The 18648-nt window shown below is 73.8% G+C and carries 19 protein-coding genes; 8 read left to right on the top strand and 11 right to left on the bottom strand.

The window, feature by feature from the left end:
• From ACFUUZ_RS09070 to ACFUUZ_RS09035, 8 genes are all read right to left on the bottom strand, one after another.
• Nucleotides 1-1449, bottom strand: a complete 1449-nt coding sequence (locus tag ACFUUZ_RS09070; RefSeq protein WP_378694118.1) for a hypothetical protein — start codon at nucleotides 1447-1449, stop codon at nucleotides 1-3.
• A complete protein-coding gene (locus ACFUUZ_RS09065) occupies nucleotides 1446-1820 on the bottom strand; it encodes a hypothetical protein (protein ID WP_378694116.1) in 375 nt (124 codons plus the stop codon). The genes ACFUUZ_RS09070 and ACFUUZ_RS09065 overlap by 4 nt, the downstream gene beginning before the upstream one ends.
• Before the next feature lie 68 nt (nucleotides 1821-1888).
• The gene (locus ACFUUZ_RS09060) at nucleotides 1889-2590 is read right to left on the bottom strand and encodes an ESX secretion-associated protein EspG (RefSeq protein ID WP_378694114.1); all 702 of its coding nucleotides are present in this window, start codon (nucleotides 2588-2590) and stop codon (nucleotides 1889-1891) included.
• Nucleotides 2591-2686: 96 nt separating this feature from the next.
• Nucleotides 2687-3622, bottom strand: a complete 936-nt coding sequence (locus ACFUUZ_RS09055; RefSeq protein ID WP_378694112.1) for a D-isomer specific 2-hydroxyacid dehydrogenase family protein — start codon at nucleotides 3620-3622, stop codon at nucleotides 2687-2689.
• A gap of 4 nt (nucleotides 3623-3626) precedes the next feature.
• Nucleotides 3627-4592, bottom strand: coding sequence for a non-homologous end-joining DNA ligase (gene ligD / locus ACFUUZ_RS09050; RefSeq protein ID WP_378694110.1), 966 nt, complete (start codon nucleotides 4590-4592; stop codon nucleotides 3627-3629).
• Between the two features lie 50 nt (nucleotides 4593-4642).
• On the bottom strand, nucleotides 4643-6772 hold the full coding sequence (locus ACFUUZ_RS09045; RefSeq protein WP_378694108.1) for a RecQ family ATP-dependent DNA helicase: 2130 nt from the start codon (nucleotides 6770-6772) through the stop codon (nucleotides 4643-4645).
• 151 nt (nucleotides 6773-6923) lie between these two features.
• On the bottom strand, nucleotides 6924-8147 hold the full coding sequence (locus ACFUUZ_RS09040) for an RtcB family protein (protein ID WP_378694106.1): 1224 nt from the start codon (nucleotides 8145-8147) through the stop codon (nucleotides 6924-6926).
• Between the two features lie 158 nt (nucleotides 8148-8305).
• Entirely contained in the window at nucleotides 8306-9196 is an 891-nt protein-coding gene (locus ACFUUZ_RS09035) for a ribokinase (RefSeq protein WP_378694104.1), read from the bottom strand.
• A 64-nt stretch (nucleotides 9197-9260) separates the two neighbouring features.
• On the opposite strand from ACFUUZ_RS09035, the gene ACFUUZ_RS09030 reads away from it, so the two are divergent.
• Genes ACFUUZ_RS09030 through ACFUUZ_RS08995 form a run of 8 tightly spaced genes read left to right on the top strand, consistent with a single transcriptional unit; the run spans nucleotide 9261 to nucleotide 16195 of the window.
• Nucleotides 9261-10529 carry a glutamate-5-semialdehyde dehydrogenase gene (locus ACFUUZ_RS09030; protein WP_378694102.1) on the top strand — a complete coding sequence of 423 codons (1269 nt, stop codon included), beginning with the start codon at nucleotides 9261-9263 and terminating at the stop codon, nucleotides 10527-10529.
• A 23-nt stretch (nucleotides 10530-10552) separates the two neighbouring features.
• Nucleotides 10553-11431 carry an AAA family ATPase gene (locus tag ACFUUZ_RS09025; RefSeq protein ID WP_378694100.1) on the top strand — a complete coding sequence of 293 codons (879 nt, stop codon included), beginning with the start codon at nucleotides 10553-10555 and terminating at the stop codon, nucleotides 11429-11431.
• Nucleotides 11432-11434: 3 nt separating this feature from the next.
• Nucleotides 11435-12847: a VWA domain-containing protein gene (locus ACFUUZ_RS09020; protein WP_378694098.1), complete on the top strand. Its 1413-nt coding sequence runs from the start codon at nucleotides 11435-11437 to the stop codon at nucleotides 12845-12847.
• Between the two features lie 19 nt (nucleotides 12848-12866).
• The gene (gene nadD / locus ACFUUZ_RS09015) at nucleotides 12867-13508 is read left to right on the top strand and encodes a nicotinate-nucleotide adenylyltransferase (protein ID WP_378694096.1); all 642 of its coding nucleotides are present in this window, start codon (nucleotides 12867-12869) and stop codon (nucleotides 13506-13508) included.
• Entirely contained in the window at nucleotides 13505-13927 is a 423-nt protein-coding gene (gene rsfS, locus ACFUUZ_RS09010; protein WP_378694094.1) for a ribosome silencing factor, read from the top strand. Before nadD ends, rsfS begins: the two co-directional genes overlap by 4 nt.
• Nucleotides 13924-14583 carry a histidine phosphatase family protein gene (locus ACFUUZ_RS09005; RefSeq protein WP_378694092.1) on the top strand — a complete coding sequence of 220 codons (660 nt, stop codon included), beginning with the start codon at nucleotides 13924-13926 and terminating at the stop codon, nucleotides 14581-14583. The genes rsfS and ACFUUZ_RS09005 overlap by 4 nt, the downstream gene beginning before the upstream one ends.
• Nucleotides 14573-15349, top strand: coding sequence for a diglucosylglycerate octanoyltransferase (octT, locus tag ACFUUZ_RS09000; RefSeq protein ID WP_378694090.1), 777 nt, complete (start codon nucleotides 14573-14575; stop codon nucleotides 15347-15349). The genes ACFUUZ_RS09005 and octT overlap by 11 nt, the downstream gene beginning before the upstream one ends.
• A gap of 3 nt (nucleotides 15350-15352) precedes the next feature.
• The gene (locus ACFUUZ_RS08995; protein ID WP_378694088.1) at nucleotides 15353-16195 is read left to right on the top strand and encodes a DegV family protein; all 843 of its coding nucleotides are present in this window, start codon (nucleotides 15353-15355) and stop codon (nucleotides 16193-16195) included.
• 180 nt (nucleotides 16196-16375) lie between these two features.
• Here the strand turns inward: ACFUUZ_RS08995 and ACFUUZ_RS08990 are convergent, their stop codons facing one another.
• The 3 genes from ACFUUZ_RS08990 to ligD (ACFUUZ_RS08980) form a co-directional block, all read right to left on the bottom strand.
• Nucleotides 16376-16933: a TetR/AcrR family transcriptional regulator gene (locus ACFUUZ_RS08990; protein WP_378694086.1), complete on the bottom strand. Its 558-nt coding sequence runs from the start codon at nucleotides 16931-16933 to the stop codon at nucleotides 16376-16378.
• Between the two features lie 83 nt (nucleotides 16934-17016).
• Nucleotides 17017-17535: a GNAT family N-acetyltransferase gene (locus ACFUUZ_RS08985; RefSeq protein ID WP_378694084.1), complete on the bottom strand. Its 519-nt coding sequence runs from the start codon at nucleotides 17533-17535 to the stop codon at nucleotides 17017-17019.
• 27 nt (nucleotides 17536-17562) lie between these two features.
• Nucleotides 17563-18525, bottom strand: coding sequence for a non-homologous end-joining DNA ligase (ligD, locus tag ACFUUZ_RS08980; RefSeq protein WP_378694082.1), 963 nt, complete (start codon nucleotides 18523-18525; stop codon nucleotides 17563-17565).
• Nucleotides 18526-18648: the final 123 nt, after the last annotated feature.

The raw sequence follows: 18648 nt of genomic DNA, 5'->3' as shown, positions 1-18648 counted from the left end.
TCAGGAGCCGGGGATGACGCCCGGCTGCTCGGTGGTGCTCCCCGGCGGGGGAGTGGTCTCGCCGCCCTCCGGCACCGGGCCGGTGATGCCCGGCTGACCGTCCGGGTCGGGCAGGGTCGGGTCGCCCGAGCCGCTCGGCGGGGGAGCGGGAGCCGGTTCCGGCGGGGGCGGTGTCGTCTGCTCGGTCGGCGGTGCCGGTTCCGGGTTCGGCGGGGGTGCCGGAGCGGGGCTCGGCGGGGGTGCCGGCTCCGGGTACGGCGGCGGTGCCGGAGCGGGACTCGGCGGGGGTGCCGGCTCCGGGTTCGGCGGCGGTGCGGGAGCCGGTTCCGGCGTCGCCGGAAGGTCACTCGGCGGCGGTTCCGGAGCCGGGTCCGCGGGCGCACCTTCCCCGGGCACCTGCCCCTCGGGGCCGCCCGGTGCTTGCCCGCCGGGATCGGCACCACCGGGAGCCGGATCACCTGGGCCGGTGCCAGGTGCTTGCCCATCGGGAGCGGCGCCGCCCGGAGCTTGATCACCGGGATCGGGCCAGCCCGGCGCCTGTCCCTCGGGGCCGACTTCGCCGGGGATCTGCCCTTCCGGCCCGGGAGCCTGCCCGTCGGGGCCCGTATCGCCCGGTGCCTGCCCACCCGGACTGGAACCGTCGGGCACCTGCCCACCAGGGGCGGAGCCGTCGGGAGCCTGCCCGCCTGGGGGAGAACCGTCGGGTACCTGCCCGTCCGGGCTGGAGTCGTCGGGAACCGGTGTACCGGAATCGGTTCCCTCGGGCGCGTGACCCTCGGGACCGTCGGGCACCTGCCCGGAACCACCCGGCCAATCCGGCTCCCCGGGAGCCGAATCCGGGCTTCCGTACTCGGACGGGTACGAATCCCATTCGGGCACAGCATCGTTCGGCAGCGCGGAGGAACCGCCGGGCAGCGGCGGCGGCACGGGCAGCGCGGGAACACCGTCCCCCGCCGCCTGGTACGCGGGCTTGTACACCATGTTCATGGCGAGCAGCGCTTCCTGCCGCAGCAACTCCTGCACCATCTGCGCATCGATGAGCCGCGCCGACTCGAGCAGCCGCGCGATGGCCCCGACCGGCCCGGAGTCCCCCGGCGGCACCACCGCGACCTTCACCGCCTCCGCGGCGGCCGCGACGGCCCCGAGCCGCGCCCCGACCTGCCCCATGACGGCGGCCAGTTCGTCCACCGAGGCGGCGAAGCTGCGCGCGCTCGCGTAGGCGGCATCGGCGGTCGCCCCCTCCCACGCCATCGAGTTCATCACCCGGTCGACGCTGGCCCTGGTCAGCGGCATGGAGGTGCTGATCGTCGCCGCCGCCTCCAGCCAGGTGACCGAGGCGCGCAGGATCTCGCCCGCGTCGATCTGCTGGGTGCGGGCGTGGATCTCCTCGTGCGTCATCGACTCGAAGTGCTCCATCGAGCTGATGTAGGTCGGGTCGGTACCGGTCATCGCGGCTGCCTCGCGTCGACGGCGCGCAGCGCGGCGGCGGAGGCGGCCTCGGCCTCCTCGAAGAGCCCGGCGCTCAGCAGGAACGCCTCCTTCATCCGGTAGGCGGCCTCGATGTACTGGTCGAGCAGCGCCGCCGCGTCCCGCGCCTTGTGCGCGAACCCGGCCTGCAGCTGCTGCGCGGAGACGAAGCCGCCGAACCCGTGCAGCTCGCCCACGGATTCCAGCCGCTGCTGCAGGTAGAGCAGCCGGTCGGCCTGGTGGTCGTACATCTCGGCGCACCGCCGCGCGGCCGCCGGATCGAATGCGACGGAGCCCTCCCGCGCCTGCTGACCGAATCTCGCGATATCGGCTCGGCTGGTCTCGATCGTCATCACGCACCCCCGGAGATCGTCGGACGGCTTCAGCGTAGCCCGAGACGCCCGGTCACCGACACCGAAGTTCAGCCCGGAATTCGTTTCTGCAGCTGCGCGGCGAGCTGCTCGGTGCCCGCGGGCACCAGGTGCACGGTGTCACCGGACTTGATCAGGTAGCGGCCGTCGCCCTCGACGTCCATCCAGGTGTAGTGCAGCGCGGCCGGCGGGTCCGGCCGGTCCAGCCTGGCCTCGACCCGGATGTGCCCCTCGGCGCTGTGCGGCTGCAGCAGCAGCCGCCGGATGAGCCGGGCGGCGGGCGGGAGGGCGAGCGTCTCCTCGTCCCGCACCGCGTCCACCGCCGCGGCCCGCGCGGGCAGCCTGCCCGGCCGGGCCGGGGGCAGCGCCTGCGCGATCCGCGCGCCGAGCCGGTTCGTGTGCCCGATCGAGAGCTGCACCGCGCCACCGAATTCCGGCTTCCGCCCCGGCTCCTGCACCGCGAGCACCGCGTGGTCGAAGACCGCGCAGGCCAGCAGCCGGAGCTCGGCGCCGGGCTTCGGCCCGCCGCCGATCACCACGATCCTGGTGTGCGGCGCGGCGAGCAGCCGCAGGCAGGCGGTGAGGTCGGGGTCGGCGCGGTGCGGCAGCCGGGCGGTGAGCTCGACGCGCTGCTTCTCCGCGGCGTCCTCGGTGCGCGGGGTCTCCAGGATGCGGAGCGGGTAGGGCACCCGGTCGCTGTCGGTCTCCCGCCAGACGTGGGCGAACTCGTCCGGGGTGAAGCGCCAACCCATGCCGAATCACATCCTCCCCGCACCCGCTGAGGTGCCGAGCCTAACCGCGCCGCGCGCGACGGCGAAAGACCGCGCCCCGCGCGCGGACCGGATCGATCAGTACCCGGCGCCCGGGTCGACCGGGGCGAGCAGCTCCGCGCCGGTCGCGAAGCGGTGCACGTTCTCCCGCACGTGCGCCGCGAACGCGGCCACCCGCACCTGCGGCGGGTTCGAGTCGTGCGGGGTGATGATCACGTTCGGCAGGGTCCAGAGCGGGTGCCCGTCCGGGAGCGGCTCCGGGTCGGTGACGTCGAGCCCGGCGCCGCCGATCGTGCCCGCGCGCAGCGCCGCGACCAGCGCCTCGGTGTCGATCAGGCTGCCCCTGGCGACATTGATCACCCACGAGTTCGGCCGCAGCAGAGCCAGTTCCGCCGAGCCGACCAGGTGCTCGGTGTCGGGGGTGGCGGGCGCCGCGACGACGACGTGGTCGGCGACCGGCCACACCGTGTCCAGCCGGTCGGCGGGCACCGTGGTGATCCCGTCCGGGATGCCGGGCCCGGTGACCGGGCGGCCGGAGCGGTTCACCGCGATCACCTCGGCGCCCAGCGTCAGCAGCGAGGGGATGAGCGCCCTGCCGATCCCGCCCGCCCCGACCACGGCGACGGTGCTGCCGCGTACCGTGCCGACGTGCGGCAGGAAATCCCGCTGCCGCCAGGTGGTCGCGCGCAGGTGCTCGGGCAGGTAGCGGACGCCTGCGAGCAACAGCGCGAGCGCGTGCTCGGCCACGGTCGCGGAGAAGGCGCCCGCCGCGGAGGTGAAGCGGACGCCGGGGTTGCGCTCCAGCACCCCGGCCGCCACGAAGTCCTCGATCCCGGCGGCGTGCAGCTGCACCCACTCGATGCCGGCGGGCAGCTGCTCCGGGAAACCGTCGGCCTTGCTCGCCCAGACCAGGGCGCGGGCCTCGGCCGGGTCGGCGAGCTCGCCGCCGCCCGCCTCGATCGCCGCGCGCAGTTCGTCCGAGACCTCGGGGGCCACCGCGACCGGAACCGTCAACTCGCTACTCCTCGCTCTCGCTGTCCAGGTCGACGGGTTCGACGCCGTCGCGATCGGCCCGCTCCAGCAGCGGGTCGATCCGGAACACGGCGTCGTCGATGCCCGCGTGCAGGTCGCCGAGTTCGGCGAAGCGCGCGGGCACGGTGCGCACCGTGAAGTCTCGCGGGTCGATGTCGGGGATCTCGTCCCAGCGCACCGGGGTGGAGACGGTGGCATCGGGCACGCCGCGCACCGAGTAGGCGGCGGCGATGGTGTGGTCCCTGGCGTTCTGGTTGTAGTCGACGAAGAGCAGGGCGGGGTCGCGGTCCTTGCGCCACCAGGTGGTGGTCACGTCGTCGGGGGCGCGGCGCCGCACCTCCTCGGCGAAGGCGAGCGCGGCCCTGCGCACCGCGGTGAAGCCGTGCTCCGGCGCGATCCGCACGTAGACGTGCAACCCCTTGCCGCCGCTGGTCTTCGGCCAGCCCACCGCGCCGAACTCGTCCAGCACCTCGTGCACGACGCCCGCCACCCGCTGCACCCGGGACCACGGGCAGTCCGGCATGGGGTCGAGATCGATCCGCCACTCGTCCGGGCGCTCGGTGTCGGCGGCGCGCGAGTTCCAGGGGTGGAACTCGACGGTCGACATCTGCACCGCCCAGATGACGTCGGCGAGTTCGCGCACGCAGAGCTCGTCGGCGTGCCTGCCGTAGCGGGGGAAGAACACCCGGACCGTCGGCACCCAGTCGGGTGCGCCCGCGGGCAGCCGCTTCTGGTGCACCTTGGCGCCCGCCAGCCCCTTGGGGAAGCGGTGCAGCATGCACGGCCGCTCGCGCAGCGCGTTCACGATGCCGGGGCCGACGCTCAGGTAGTACTGCACCAGGTCGAGCTTGGTCAGCCCGAGGTCGGGGAAGTACACCCGGTCGGGGTTGCTGATCCGGACCGCGCGCTCGCCCACGTCGAGCTCGAGCGCGGGAGACGATTTGCCGGGCACGCCATCGACCCTAGCGGCCGGATTGCCGCGATGCGTGGCACGCGGCCCGCTCAGGTCGGTGTCGCCAGCGCGAAGGGGAGCACCGCGGGGGCGCCCGCGGCGCGCAGGGCGCAGGCGGCGACGGTGAAGGTCCAGCCGGACTCGGTCTGCGCGTTCACCAGCAGCACCGGCCCGCCGACGTCGTGCAGGTCGGGCACGTCCCAGGAGCCGTACAGCCCGGCCACCCGGTGCGCCGAGTTGGCGGCGGAGACCGGCGGGTGGTCCGGGCGCTTGTGCAGCACGCCGAGGTCGCGCAGCCTGCCCACCTCGGCCAGCCGGGCGGCGAGGCTGCGGGTGAGCCGGTGGTTCCGGTCGTCGTCGAGCGCGAGCACCGCGACCGGGCGTTCGGCCCAGTCCCACTCCCTGAGCACCGCGACGCAGGCGGTCACGATGTCGTCCGGCACCGCGCCGTCGGGGGCGTCCAGCAGCGTGCGCAGCCTGCGGCCCCAGCCGAGATCGCTGAGCCTGCCGAGCACCCGGCCCGGCTCGGCGCCCGCGCCGATCTTGCCGGAGAGCGGGATGCCGAGCGTCTTCATGCCGGTCGGCCACTGCTTGCGGGGAGCGAGGTCGATGCCGGGGCGGGCGATCCGCGCCCTGGTGGCGGCGACGGTCTCGGCGCCGGGGGTGGGGTCGAGCCTGGCACCGGTGCAGTTGTCACAGCGGCCGCAGGTCTCGCCGAGCGCGAGCCCGGGGTCGTCGAGCTGGCTGCGCAGGAAGACCATCCGGCAGCCGGTGGTGGCCTGGTAGTCGAGCATGGCCTGCTGCTCGGCCCGGCGCGCGCGGTCCAGCCGCTCGTAGCGCTCGGCGTCGTAGTGCCACGGCTCGCCGGTGCCGAGCCAGCCGCCGCGCACCCGGCGCACCGCGCCGTCCACGTCGAGGACCTTGAGCACCATCTCCAGCCGGGAGCGGTTCAGCTCGACCCGCGGCTCCAGCGCCGCGGTGGAGAGCGGGCGTTCGGCGTCGAGCGCGTCCAGCACCGCGCGCACCACCGATTCCCGCGGGAAGGCGACCGAGGCGAACCAGCTCCAGATCCTGGCGTCCTCGGGGCCGGGCAGCAGGATCACCTCGGCCCGCTCGGTGGCCCGCCCCGCGCGCCCGACCTGCTGGTAGTAGGCGATCGGTGAGGAGGGCGCGCCGAGGTGCACCACGAAGCCGAGGTCCGGTTTGTCGAACCCCATGCCGAGCGCGGAGGTGGCGATCAGCGCCTTGACCTCGTTGCGCAGCAGCGCCTGCTCCAGGTGCTCGCGCTCGGTGGGGTCGGTCTGGCCGGTGTAGGCGGCGACCTCGTGCCCGGCGGCGCGCAGCACGTCCGCGACGTCGTGGGCGGCGGCGACGGTGAGCGCGTAGACGATGCCGGAGCCGGGCAGCCGGTGCAGCTGCTCGCCGAGCCAGGCGGTGCGCTCCACCGCGTCCTCGATCCGGACCACCGCGAGGTGCAGCGACTCCCGGTCCAGGGTGCCGCGCAGCACCAGGGTGTCGGCGTCGATCCGGCCGCCGGTGCCGATCTGCGCGGCCACGTCGGTGACCACCCGGTCGTTGGCGGTGGCGGTGGTGGCGAGCACCGGGATGTCGGCGCCGAGGTCGGCGACCAGGGTGCGGATGCGCCGGTAGTCGGGCCGGAAGTCGTGGCCCCAGTCCGAGACGCAGTGCGCCTCGTCGATCACGACCAACCCGGCGTCGGCGGCCAGCCGGGGCAGCACCTGGTCCCGGAAGTCGGGGTTGTTCAGCCGCTCCGGGCTGACCAGCAGCACGTCCACGGTGCCCGCGGCGACCTGCTCGTGGATGGAGTCCCACTCGGTGACATTGCCGGAGTTGATGGTCGCGGCGACCACCCCGGCGCGCTCGGCCGCGGCCACCTGGTTGCGCATGAGCGCGAGCAGCGGCGAGACGATCACGGTCGGGCCGCGGCCTGCCCGGCGCAGCAGCTTGGCCGAGATGAAGTACACCGCCGACTTGCCCCAGCCGGTGCGCTGCACCACCAGGGCGCGCCTGCGCTGCACGACCAGGGCCTCGATCGCGACCCACTGGTCCTCGCGCAGCCGGGCCTCCGGCCCCGCGAGTTCGCGGAGCAGCTCCTCGGCCTCGTCGCGCAGGGCCGATGCGGTCGCGAGGTCCGGCCCGGTGCCGGTGTCGGGGCTCATACGGCCATCGTGCCGCACCGGACCGACACGAGGACCCGCCGAGGGCGCGCCACACCCTGCGGCCCGTCGGCGGCTCGGCCCGCGGCCGTTGACCCCGCGGCGGGCAGCCGCACGACGGTGGCGGGTACCGCAGGTGCCCGCCACCGTTCCACTACCCCTTGACGCAGAGCACCTGCCGCAGCGTCGCGACGACGTCGACCAGGTCGGCCTGCGCCGCGATCACCGCGTCGATGTCCTTGTACGCGGCCGGGATCTCGTCGACGACGCCCGCGTCCTTGCGCGACTCCACCCCTTCGGTCTGCGCGACCAGGTCCGCGACCGTGAACTGCTTCTTGGCCGCGTTCCGGCTCATCCGCCGCCCCGCGCCGTGCGAGGCGGAGTTGTAGGAGGCCGGGTTGCCCTTGCCGCGCACCACGTAGGAGCGGGTGCCCATGGAGCCGGGGATGAGCGCCAGGTCGCCCGCGCCCGCGCGCACCGCGCCCTTCCGGGTGACCAGCATGGGGATGCCGTCGATCTCCTCCTCCGCCACGTAGTTGTGGTGGCAGGAGATGGGCTGCTCGAACCGCACCGTGCGGCCCGCGAACTCGTCCCGGACCGCGCGGCAGACCAGGGCGAGCATCACGGCCCGGTTCCTGGCCGCGTACTCCTGCGCCCAGGTCAGGTCGCGCCGGTAGGCGGCCATCTCGTCGGTGCCCGCCAGGAAGACCGCGAGGTCGCGGTCGGGCAGGTCGGCGTTGTGCGGCAGCCCGCGGGCCACCGCCATGTGCCGCTCGGCGATCTCCTTGCCGATGTTCCTGCTGCCGGAGTGCAGCAGTACCCACACCGTGTCCGCCTGATCCAGGCAGAGCTCGATGAAGTGGTTGCCGCCGCCGAGCGTGCCCATCTGCTTCTGCGCCTTGGCCTCCCGCGGCCTGACCTTGCGGTCCAGCTCGTCGAAGCCGTGCCAGAACCGGTCCCAGCCGGTGCGCAGCGTCGCCGTGCTCGCGCCGAGCCGGGAGACCTCGGCGCCGAGTGCGGTGACGTTCACCTGGGACCCGTGCGCGTTGAAGCCCACCGGGACGGCCGCCTCGATCCGGGAGCGTAGCCCCTTCAGGTCGTCCGGGAGGTCGGCGGCGGTGAGGTCGGTGCGCACGCTCTCCATGCCGCAGCCGATGTCGACCCCGACCGCGGCGGGGGCGACCGCGTCCCGCATGGCGATGACCGAGCCGACCGTCGCGCCCTTGCCGAGGTGCACGTCCGGCATCACGCGGACGCCGTGCACCCATTCGAGCTGTGCGAGGGTGCGCAGCTGCCGCAGGGCGGACTGCTCGATCTCGTGCTCTTCGGCCCACATGAGCGTCTGCGCGCGGGTGCCGCGCAGCTCGACGGGAAACATCGGTCGTCCTTCCGTTCGGGTACGTCAACGGTAGGGAAAGGTCTGTTCGCTGCGCGAGGCAATATTCCGCCGCCCTGGCGGCGGGTCCGCGTGTTCGCGCCGGGGCAGCTCGGCGGGTGCCGCGGCCTGCTGTGCCCGGTGCGCCGCGAGCTGGTTCCTCAGTCCGGCCGCGCGTCCTGCTCGGCGAGCACGCGCGCGATGGTCGCCGCGTCGGGGACGGCCGCCGTCGCGCCGAGCGCGGTGGTGGCGAGCGCGCCCGCGGCGCAGGCCCAGCGCAGCGCGGCCTCAGGGCCGTGCGCCCAGCGGGCGGCGAGCGCGCCGGTGAAGGCGTCGCCCGCGCCGGTGGTGTCGACCGCGCGCACCGGGACGGCGGGGACGGTGAAGCACCCGTCCGGGCCGTCGTAGCGCGCGCCGTCGGCGCCCAGCGTGGTGACCCGGTGCGGCACCTGGTCCAGCACGTCGCCGATCGCCTCGGCCTCGCCCCGGTTCAGTACCGCGATGTCGACCGACGCCCACAGCTCGGTCGGAAGCCGCTGCACCGGTGACGGATTGAGCACCGTCACCGTCCCGTTCGCCCGCGCGTGCGCGAAACCCGCCGCCACCACCGGAATCGGAATCTCCAACTGGCACAGCAGAATGTCCGCCGCGGCGATCACCGCCTGCTCGGCCGGACCCAGCTCCGCGAAGGCGTGATTGGCCGCGGGCACCACCACGATGGTGTTCTCCCCGTCCCCGTCCACCACGATGGTCGCGGTCCCGCTCGGCCCCGCCGCGGTGCGCAACCCGCGCACGTCGATCCCCTCGGCGACCAGCGACTCCCGCAGCGCGGGCGCGAACACGTCGTCCCCGACCGCCCCGAGGAACCGCACCTCCGCCCCGCTGCGCCGGGCCGCCACCGCCTGGTTGCCGCCCTTGCCGCCGGGCACCGCGGCGAACCCGGTGCCGAGCACCGTCTCCCCGGGCGCGGGCCGCCGCCCGACGGTGGCGACCAGGTCCATGTTCACGCTGCCGAGCACGGTGACGGCGGCGGGCGGGGGTTCGGCACTCACCGGCCGGACAGTAGCCCGGATAGCGCCGTCCGCGCGCGGTATACCGCTGGGTAGGCTGTACCCCATGACGGCAGGAACGACCGAGCAGGAGTCCGGCGTCCGGGAGGCGGTGCACGCGGCCGCGCGCCGGGCCAGGGTCGCCTCGCGCACGCTGGCGCAGCTCACCACGGCGCAGAAGAACGAGGCGCTGCACGCCGCCGCCGACGCGCTGCTGGCCGCCGCCGACACCGTGCTCGCCGCCAATGCCGAGGACCTGCTGGCCGCGCAGGCCGCAGGCACCGCCGACTCGCTGCTGGACCGGCTCCGGCTGACCAAGGCCAGGATCGATGGCATCGCCTCCGGGCTGCGCCAGGTGGCCGGGCTGGCCGACCCGGTCGGCGAGGTGGTGCGCGGCTCCACGCTGCCGAACGGGCTGGAGATCCGGCAGCTGCGGGTGCCGCTCGGTGTGGTCGGGATGGTCTACGAGGCCCGCCCCAATGTCACCGTCGACGCCTTCGGGCTGGCGCTGAAGTCCGGGAACGCGGCGCTGCTGCGCGGCTCCTCCTCGGCCGCGCACTCGAACGCCGCGCTGGTCGATGTGCTGCGTGCAGCCCTTGCCGCGCTCGACATCCCGGCCGACGCGGTGCAGCTGCTGCCCAGCGCCGACCGCTCCAGCGTCACCCACCTGATCCAGGCCCGCGGCCTGGTCGACGTGGTGATTCCGCGCGGCGGCGCCGGGCTCATCTCCGCCGTCGTGCGCGACGCGACCGTGCCGACCATCGAGACCGGCACCGGCAACTGCCACGTCTACGTGCACGCCGCCGCCGACCTCGAGATGGCCGAGGCCATCCTCCTCAATGCCAAGACCCGCAGACCCAGCGTCTGCAATGCCGCCGAGACGGTGCTGATCGACGCCGCCGTCGCGGAGACCGCGCTGCCCAGGCTCACCGAGGCGCTGCGCGGCGCGGGCGTCACCATCCACGGCGACCTGCCCGGCCTGGTCCCCGCCACCGACGTCGACTGGGGCGAGGAGTACCTCACCCTGGACATCGCGCTGAAGGTCGTCGACGACCTGGACGCCGCGGTCGAGCACATCAACACCTGGGGCACCGGGCACACCGAGGCCATCGTGACCGCCGACCTGGCCGCCGCCCGCGCCTTCAGCGCCAGGGTGGACGCCGCCGCCGTCATGGTGAACGCCTCCACCGCCTTCACCGACGGCGAGCAGTTCGGCTTCGGCGCGGAGATCGGCATCTCCACGCAGAAGCTGCACGCCCGCGGCCCGATGGCGCTGCCGGAGCTCACCTCCACCAAGTGGATCGTCTGGGGCGACGGCCAGGTCCGGCCGGTCTGACCCCGAACGGAAAGGACGGCACGGTGGGCACCACCGACGTACAGGAACCCGTGTTCGCCTCGGTCGAGGATGTGATCGACCGCCTGGCGGAGACCGGCTACCTCGCCGACAAGGGCACCGCCACCTCGGTCTTCCTCGCCGACCGGCTGGGTAAGCCGCTGCTGGTCGAGGGCCCCGCCGGGGTCGGCAAGACCGAGCTGGCCCGCGCGGTCGCGCAGACCAGCGGCGCCGAGCTGGTCCGGCTGCAGTGCTACGAGGGCGTGGACGAGGCGCGGGCGCTCTACGAGTGGAACCACGCCAAGCAGATCCTGCGCATCCAGGCGTCCAGCGAGAACGACTGGGAGGAGACCAAGGCCGACGTCTTCACCGAGGAGTTCCTGCTCTCCCGGCCGCTGCTCACCGCCATCCGGCGCACCGACCCGACCGTGCTGCTGATCGACGAGACCGACAAGGCCGACGTCGAGATCGAGGGGCTGCTGCTGGAGGTGCTCAGCGACTTCGCGGTCACCGTGCCCGAGCTCGGCACCATCACCGCGGCCCGCAAGCCGTTCGTGGTGCTCACCTCGAACGCCACCCGCGAGCTCTCCGAGGCGCTCAAGCGGCGCTGCCTCTACCTGCACCTGGACTTCCCGGACGCGGAGCTGGAGCGTCGCATCCTGGCCAGCCGGGTGCCCGACCTGGCCCCCGCCGTCGCGGCGCAGCTGGTGCGGATCGTGCACGTGCTGCGCGGCATGCAGCTCAAGAAGCTGCCGTCGGTGGCCGAGTCCATCGACTGGGGCCGCACCCTGCTCGCGCTCGGCATGACCGACCTGGACGACAATGTCGTGCGCTCCACCCTCGGCGTGGTGCTCAAGCACCGCAGCGACCACGAGCGGGCGCTGAACGAGCTGAAGCTGGCCTAGGCCGTGGCTGTCGAACAGCCGTCGCTGCACGCGCCACACGGCCTCTCCGGGCACCTCGTCGGCTTCGTGGAGGCGCTGCGCACCAGGGGCATCCCGGTCGGGCCGTCGGAGACGGTGGACGCGGGCCTGGCACTCACCGTGCTCGACCTGATGGACCGCGAGGTGCTGCGCGAGGGGCTGGCCTGCGCGCTGCTGCGCCGCAGCACGCACCGCTCCACCTTCGACGGCCTCTTCGACCTGTGGTTCCCGGTCGCGCTCGGCGAGCGCGGCAACTGGGCCGACGACATCGAGATCCCGCGCACCCCGGACGGCCGGGTCGACATCCCCGAGCTGCGCGCCATGCTCGCCGAGCTGCTCGCCCAGGAGAACCCGGGCCCGCAGCTGGAGCAGCTGATCGGGCAGCTGGTCGAGCAGATGGGGCAGTACCAGTCCGCGCGCGGGCCGTCCTTCTCCGCCTATCAGGCACTGCGCGACGTGCAGCCGCAGACGCTGCTGGCCAAGATCCTGGAGGGGTTGCGGCTGCCCGCGGACGCCTCCGACTTCGACACCGAGATCGCCCGGCGGCAGGCCAGGCAGCGGATCGAGGGCTTCCGCGCCGGGGTCGAGGCGGAGACCAGGCGCCGGGTGGCGGAGCGGATCGGCCGCGAGCGGGTCGCGAGCTACGGCGTCGCCAGGCAGGCCGAGGACGTCGACTTCCTGCGCGCCTCCGAACGCGAGCTGGCCGAGCTGCGGCGCAGCACCCAGCGGCTCGCCCGGATCCTGGCCAGCAGGCTCGCGGCCAGGCGCAGGCACGCCAAGCGCGGCGAGATCGACCTGCGCCGCACGCTGCGCAAATCCATGTCCACCGGCGGCGTCCCGATCGACCTGGTGAACCGCAAGCCCCGGCCGGGGCGCCCGGACCTGGTGCTGCTCTGCGACGTCTCCGGCTCGGTCGCCGGGTTCAGCAACTTCACCCTGCTGCTGGTCAGCGCGTTGCGCGAGCAGTTCTCCCGGGTCAGGATCTTCGCCTTCGTCGACCAGGTGGACGAGGTCACCCGGTTCTTCGACCCGCACACCCAGCTGGACGAGTCGATGACCAGGATCTTCGCCGAGGCGGACGTGGTCGGGCTGGACGGCCACTCCGACTACGGCGCCGCCCTGAACGGCTTCGCCGACCGCTTCCCCGAAGCCGTGACCAGCCGCAGCTCACTGCTGATCCTCGGCGACGCCCGCACCAACTACCGCGACCCCCGGCTGGCCACGCTGGCGTCGCTGGTCGGGACGGCCAAGCACGCGCACTGGCTGAACCCGGAGGCGACCACGCACTGGGGCTCCGGCGACTCGGCGGCGCGCAAGTACGCCGAGATCATCGAGATGCACGAGTGCCGCTCGGCCAGGCAGCTGACCGAGGTCGTGTCCCGGCTGCTCCCGGTGTGACCGGTTAAGCTCGGCAGCCATGCGGGAAACAGGACGGCAGGCCCGGCTGGGGGTGATGGGCGGCACCTTCGACCCCATCCACCACGGGCACCTCGTCGCGGCGAGCGAGGTCGCCGACCGGTTCGAGCTGGACGAGGTGGTCTTCGTCCCGACCGGGCAGCCGTGGCAGAAGGCGGACAAGAAGGTCAGCGCGGCCGAGGACCGGTACCTCATGACGGTCATCGCGACCGCCTCCAACCCGAGCTTCTCGGTGAGCCGGGCCGACATCGACCGCGGCAAGGTCACCTACACCGTCGACACCCTGCGCGAGATGCGCGACCGCTACCCCGACGCCGAGCTGTACTTCATCACCGGTGCGGACGCGCTGGCCAATATCCTCTCGTGGCAGGATTGGGCCGAACTGTTCGAGCTGGCGAAGTTCGTCGGGGTGAGCCGGCCGGGGTACGAACTCAATGCCGACCACCTGGCGGAGTACCTGCGCGATATGCCCGCCGACGCGGTGACCATGATCGAGGTCCCCGCGCTCGCCATCTCGTCGAGCGAGTGCAGGCGCAGGGCCGCGGAGGACCGCCCGGTCTGGTACCTCGTGCCCGACGGCGTCGTGCAGTACATATCGAAGCGGCACCTGTACGTGCCGAACGGACCGGAAGGTAGCGAATGAGCGCATCGGATGAAGCGGTGCAGATGGCGCGGGTCGCCGCGGTGGCGGCGGACGAGAAGCTGGCCTCCGATGTGGTGGTGCTCGACGTCTCCGAGCAGCTGGTGATCACCGACTGCTTCGTGATCGCATCGGCGCCGAACGAGCGGCAGGTCAACGCCATCGTCGACAACATCGAGGAGAAACTGCGCGCGGCCGGGCACAAGCCGGTGCGCCGCGAGGGCACCCGCGAGGGTCGCTGGGCGCTGCTCGACTACGTCGACATCGTGGTGCACATCCAGCACAACGACGAGCGCAACTACTACGGCCTGGAGCGGCTCTGGAAGGACTGCCCGACCGTCCCGGTGCCTGGCATCGGCCCCGACGGCCGCCCGGTGGACAGCGACGCTGATGTCCGCTCCGCGGACGGTGCCGCCGAGTGAGCAAGAACGCCGGCGTGCGCACGCTGATCCTGCTGCGGCACGGGCAGACCGAGTGGAACGCCGCCGACCGCATGCAGGGCCAGATCGACACCGACCTCACCGAGCTCGGCAGGAGGCAGGCGAAAGAGGCGGCGCGCGAACTCAACTCGCGCAATGCCATCGCCATCGTCTCCTCCGACCTGCGCCGGGCCAGGGACACCGCGCAGGCGCTCGGCGACAGCACCGGGCTGCCGGTCACGCTGGACCCGCGGCTGCGCGAGACCAGCCTCGGGATCTGGGAGGGGCTCACCCACATCGACGTCGACCGCGACTACCCGGGCGCGCGGGTGGCCTGGCGGATGGACGCCACCTACACCCCGCCCGGCGGCGAGAGCAAGCTCGAGGTCGGCGCCCGCGCGCTGCCGCTGGCGCACGAGCTGTACCGGGAGCGCGACGACTGGCCGGGGCGCACCATCTTCCTGGTCGCGCACGGCGGGCTGATCGCGGCGCTCACCGCCGCGCTGCTCGACCTGCCGCCGCAGAACTGGCCGATCCTCGGTGGGCTGGCCAACACCAGCTGGGTGCAGCTGAGCGCGCACGGCCCGAGCTTCGAGCGGCCGGGGTGGCGGCTGGACGTGTGGAACGCGGCGGCGAAGGTGGCCCCGGATGTCCTCTGAGGCGCAGCCTCTCGACGCGCCCGCGGGCGGCAGGCCGACGCTGCTGGTGATCGCGGACTCGCTGGCCTACTTCGGGCCGCGCGGCGGGCTCTCCGCCGACCACCCGCGGATCTGGCCGAACCTCGTCGCGGCCGAACTCGGGTGGGACGTCGAGCTGGTCGGGCGGATCGGCTGGACCTGCCGCGATGCCTACTGGGCGCTGATCGGCGACCCCAGGATCTGGGCCGCGATCCCGCGCGCGGGCGCGGTGATCTTCGCCACCGGCGGCATGGACTCGCTGCCATCGCCGCTGCCCACCGCGCTGCGGGAGCTCATCCGCTACGTCCGCCCGCCGGAGCTGCGCCGCCGGGTGCGCGAGGCCTACAACGCGGCCCAGCCGCACCTGTCCAGGCTGGGCAGGCCGGTCGCGCTGCCGCCGCGGGTCAGCGTCGACTACCTGGAGCAGTCCAGGGAGGCGCTCGCCGGGCTGCGCCCCGAGCTGCCGATGATCGGGGTGCTGCCCTCGGTGCACGTCTGTGCGGCGTACGGCAAGGTGCACACCGGCCGGGAACCCATGGTGCGGGCGCTCACCGCGTGGTCGGCGCGCAGCGGCGTCCCGCTGGTCGATCTCGGGGCGGCGGTGCGCGAGAACGTGCTCTCCGGCGCGGGCAACCCGGACGGCATCCACTGGGGCTGGGCCGGGCACGCCGCGGTCGCGGAGTCGATGCTGAAGGTGCTGGCGGCCCACCCCGGGCTCGCCGCGGAGAGCGTGCGGGAGGGCCGGTAGACCGTGGCCGTCGTGGTCGTCACCGATTCGTCCGCCTCACTGCCCGCCGACCTCGTCGCCGAACTCGATATCGTCGTCGTCCCGCTGCACGTCCTGGTCGGTGACCGCACCATCAGGGAGGGCATCGACCCGATCGACGTCGACTACGGCTCGGACGACGTCAGCACCTCCGCCGCCTCGCCCGGCGAGCTGCGCGCGGTCTACGAGCGCGCGCTGGCGCGCAGCGGCGGCGCCGGAGTGGTCGCCGTGCACCTCTCCCAGCAGCTCTCCGCCACCTGGGAGGCGGGCAGGCAGGCCATCGCCGAGCTCGGCTCGGAGCGGATCCGGCTGGTCGACTCGCTCGGCGCCGGGCTCGCCACCGGGCTCCCCGTCCTGAGCGCCGCCCGCCGGGCCGCCGCGGGTGCCGACCTGGCCGCGGTGCACGAGGCCGCCGTCGCCGCCGCCGGGCGGGCCCGCACCTTCATCCTGGTCAACCGCACCGAGCAGCTGCGCAAGGGCGGCAGGCTCTCGACCGCGGCCTCGTTCTTCGGCAGCGAGCTCGTCACCAAGCCGCTGCTGCAGATCGTCGAGGGGCGGCTCGAGCTGCGGGAGAAGGTCCGGACCCGGTCCAAGGCGTACAGCCGGCTGGTCGCCGCCGCCGTCGAGGCGGTCGGGGGCGAGCCCGCCGCGGTCGGCGTGCAGCACCTCGGCGCCGCCGACGCCGCCGCGACCGTCGCCGGTCAGCTGCGCGAGCAGTTGCCGGAGGTCGGCGAGCTGGTCGAGGCCGAGTTCGGCCCGGCGCTGGCCGTGCACCTCGGGGCGGGAGCCGTGGGGATCGTCGTGATCCCCGGTGGCTGCGGGGGCTGAGAACAGCACCCGCGGCACCGACGGCGGTGCGATCGGTGCCGCGTTGCCTCCCGGTTGTGGCGCGCTACTCAGCGTGCGCCCGCGGTACTTTCGCGAGTGCGCGCACCCCTGCTCGGTCGAGCGCTGTCCGGGATTGCCGCGCGGGCGCGCAACCCCCGCGCGGCGCGGGGATCTCCCGCGTCACCGGGGAACGAGCCCGTGGCGCAGCAACTTCCACGCGCGCTGCGCGGTCTCGCCCCGGGCCGACGGATCCGACTCGGAGAGCACGTTCGCCAGCATGGCGACCGCGAGCACCACGTCGGCGGCGTCCAGCGCGGGGTCCAGATCCCCGCGCTGCGCCGGATCCGCGAGCTTCTTCGCGATCAGCGCGGTGAACCGCTCCGCCACCGCCAGCAATCGCGGCTCACTGCCGGTCGGCCGCAGCATCGCCACGAACGCCGCCGACGCGGTGACCTGCTCGACGATCACCTCCAGCACCGCGTCCACCCGCGTCTCCGGGTCGGCGGCCAGCGCCTCCACCTCCGCGATGTTCTCGTCGAACACCGCCAGCGCGATCGCGTCCCGGCTCGGGAAGTGCCGGTACAGCACCCCCTGCCCGACCCCGGCGGTGCGCGCGATGGAGCTGAGCGGCGCGTCGAACCCGCTGCTGGCGAACACTTTCCGAGCCGCGGCGATGAGCGCGGCGCGGTTGTCCGCGGCGGCACGCGGGCCCCTGTTGACCCGCCCGGGTGAAGTCATCCGCCCACTCTAGCGAGTCCGGACAGCGCGGTCCGGTTGGCATCTCCGGTCCGCTTCGTCCTGTTCGCCATCGGGATCGTCCGTCAGGGCGCCGCGCGGCCACCGCGCCGATCGAGCGCGATCCAGTACCGGCGGGCCGGGCCCAGCTCGGTGTCGCGCACCGATTCGAGCACCCCGCCCGCACGCTCGATCGTGCGCGCCGACGCCGCGTTCCCGTCCGCGCAGACCAGCAGCACCCGCCCCATCCCGCGCTCCCGCGCCACCGTGAGCATCCGCGCGAGCGCCCAGCTCGCGACCCCGCGCCCGCGTGCCGACGGCCGCACCCCGTAGCCGATGTGCCCGGCCCGCAGCACAGCGCCGTCCGTCCCGTGCCGCAGCGCGATCGCCCCGAGCAGCTGCCCGTCCTCGACGATCCAGCGATACGTGCACTGCCCGGACTCCGCCGCCAGCCTGCGCACCCACGCCGCGAACCCCGCCGCCGACGTGACCTCGTCCCCCGCCCGCAACCCGAATCCGTCCTCGTGCGTCCCCGGACCCCACTCCCGGTGCGCCGCCAGCCAGGCGGCGTGCAGCGCCGCGGTGGGCGCGATCAGCTCCGGCACGGTCCGACCCTATCCGCCCGGCCCGGCTCAGGACGGCGTCCGCACCTCGTCCGCGGTCTTGTCCGAGCGCAGCCCGCGCCAGCTCGGGTGCCGCAACCCGGACGAGCTCGCCTCCCGGAACTCGATATCGGCGACCAGCACCGGGTCGACCCAGCGCACCCCGGGCACCGCCGACCGCGCCGGCGCCCGGTGCAGCGGCACCGAAGACCGCGCCAGCTCGTCGAGCTGCCCCTGCAGCGAGCGCCGCACCGCCGCCGTGAACCCGGTGCCGACATTCCCGATGTGCACCAGCCGGCCGCCGTCGTCGTGCGCCGCCAGCACCAGCGACCCGAAGGTCCCGCTGAACCGCCCGCTGCCGGGCAGCCACCCCGCGACGATCGCCTCGGTGCTGCGCCGCAGCGGCGTCTTGACCCAGGTGGGCGAGCGCCGCCCCGGCCGGTACGTCGAGTCGAGCCGCTTGCAGACGATCCCCTCGAGGTGGTGCTGCGCCGCCACCTCGAGCAGGGCGGCCGGGCGTACCCCGGACCAGCTGGGCGGCACCGGCACCAGCTCCCCGCCCAGCTCCAGTGCGGCCAAGCGCTCCCTGCGCTCGACGTACGGCTTGCCGAGCAGCGACTCGCCGTCGAGCTCGAGCACGTCGAAGACCACGAACTCGACGGGGTAGGCCTCGAGCAGCCCCGCCGCCGGGGCGGCCACGTGCATCCGGTGCTGCAACCGCCCGAACGAGGGCGCCCCGGTCCGCGGATCGGGCGCGACGATCTCGCCGTCGACGACCAGCGGGAAGTCCGGGGCGACGGCGTCGAGCGCCGCCCCGAGCTCGGGGTAGGAGCGCGAGATGTCCCTGGCATTCCGGCTGGTGAACCGGCAACCGTTCGCGTCGATCCGGACGATCGTGCGCACCCCGTCCCATTTCATCTCGACCGCCCACAGCGCGGCGTCGTCCGGCGGTTGTCCGGAGACGGCCAGCATCGGTGCCGGGTTCGCCACCATGCGCACAGCATACTTTCAGCGTCTCTACTGCCTTGCAATGAAAGTGGCACGAGCTGCGCACAGATACTTGAGTGGCAAATGAGATGGAAAGGGTCAGGACTTTAGTTAAATTCCAGCAATCGA

It is taken from the genome of Nocardia sp. NPDC057353 (genome assembly GCF_042667085.1).
Lineage (GTDB): Bacteria > Actinomycetota > Actinomycetes > Mycobacteriales > Mycobacteriaceae > Nocardia.
Note: the sequence above shows the minus strand (reverse complement) of the source record. Positions and strands in the feature narration are given on the sequence as shown.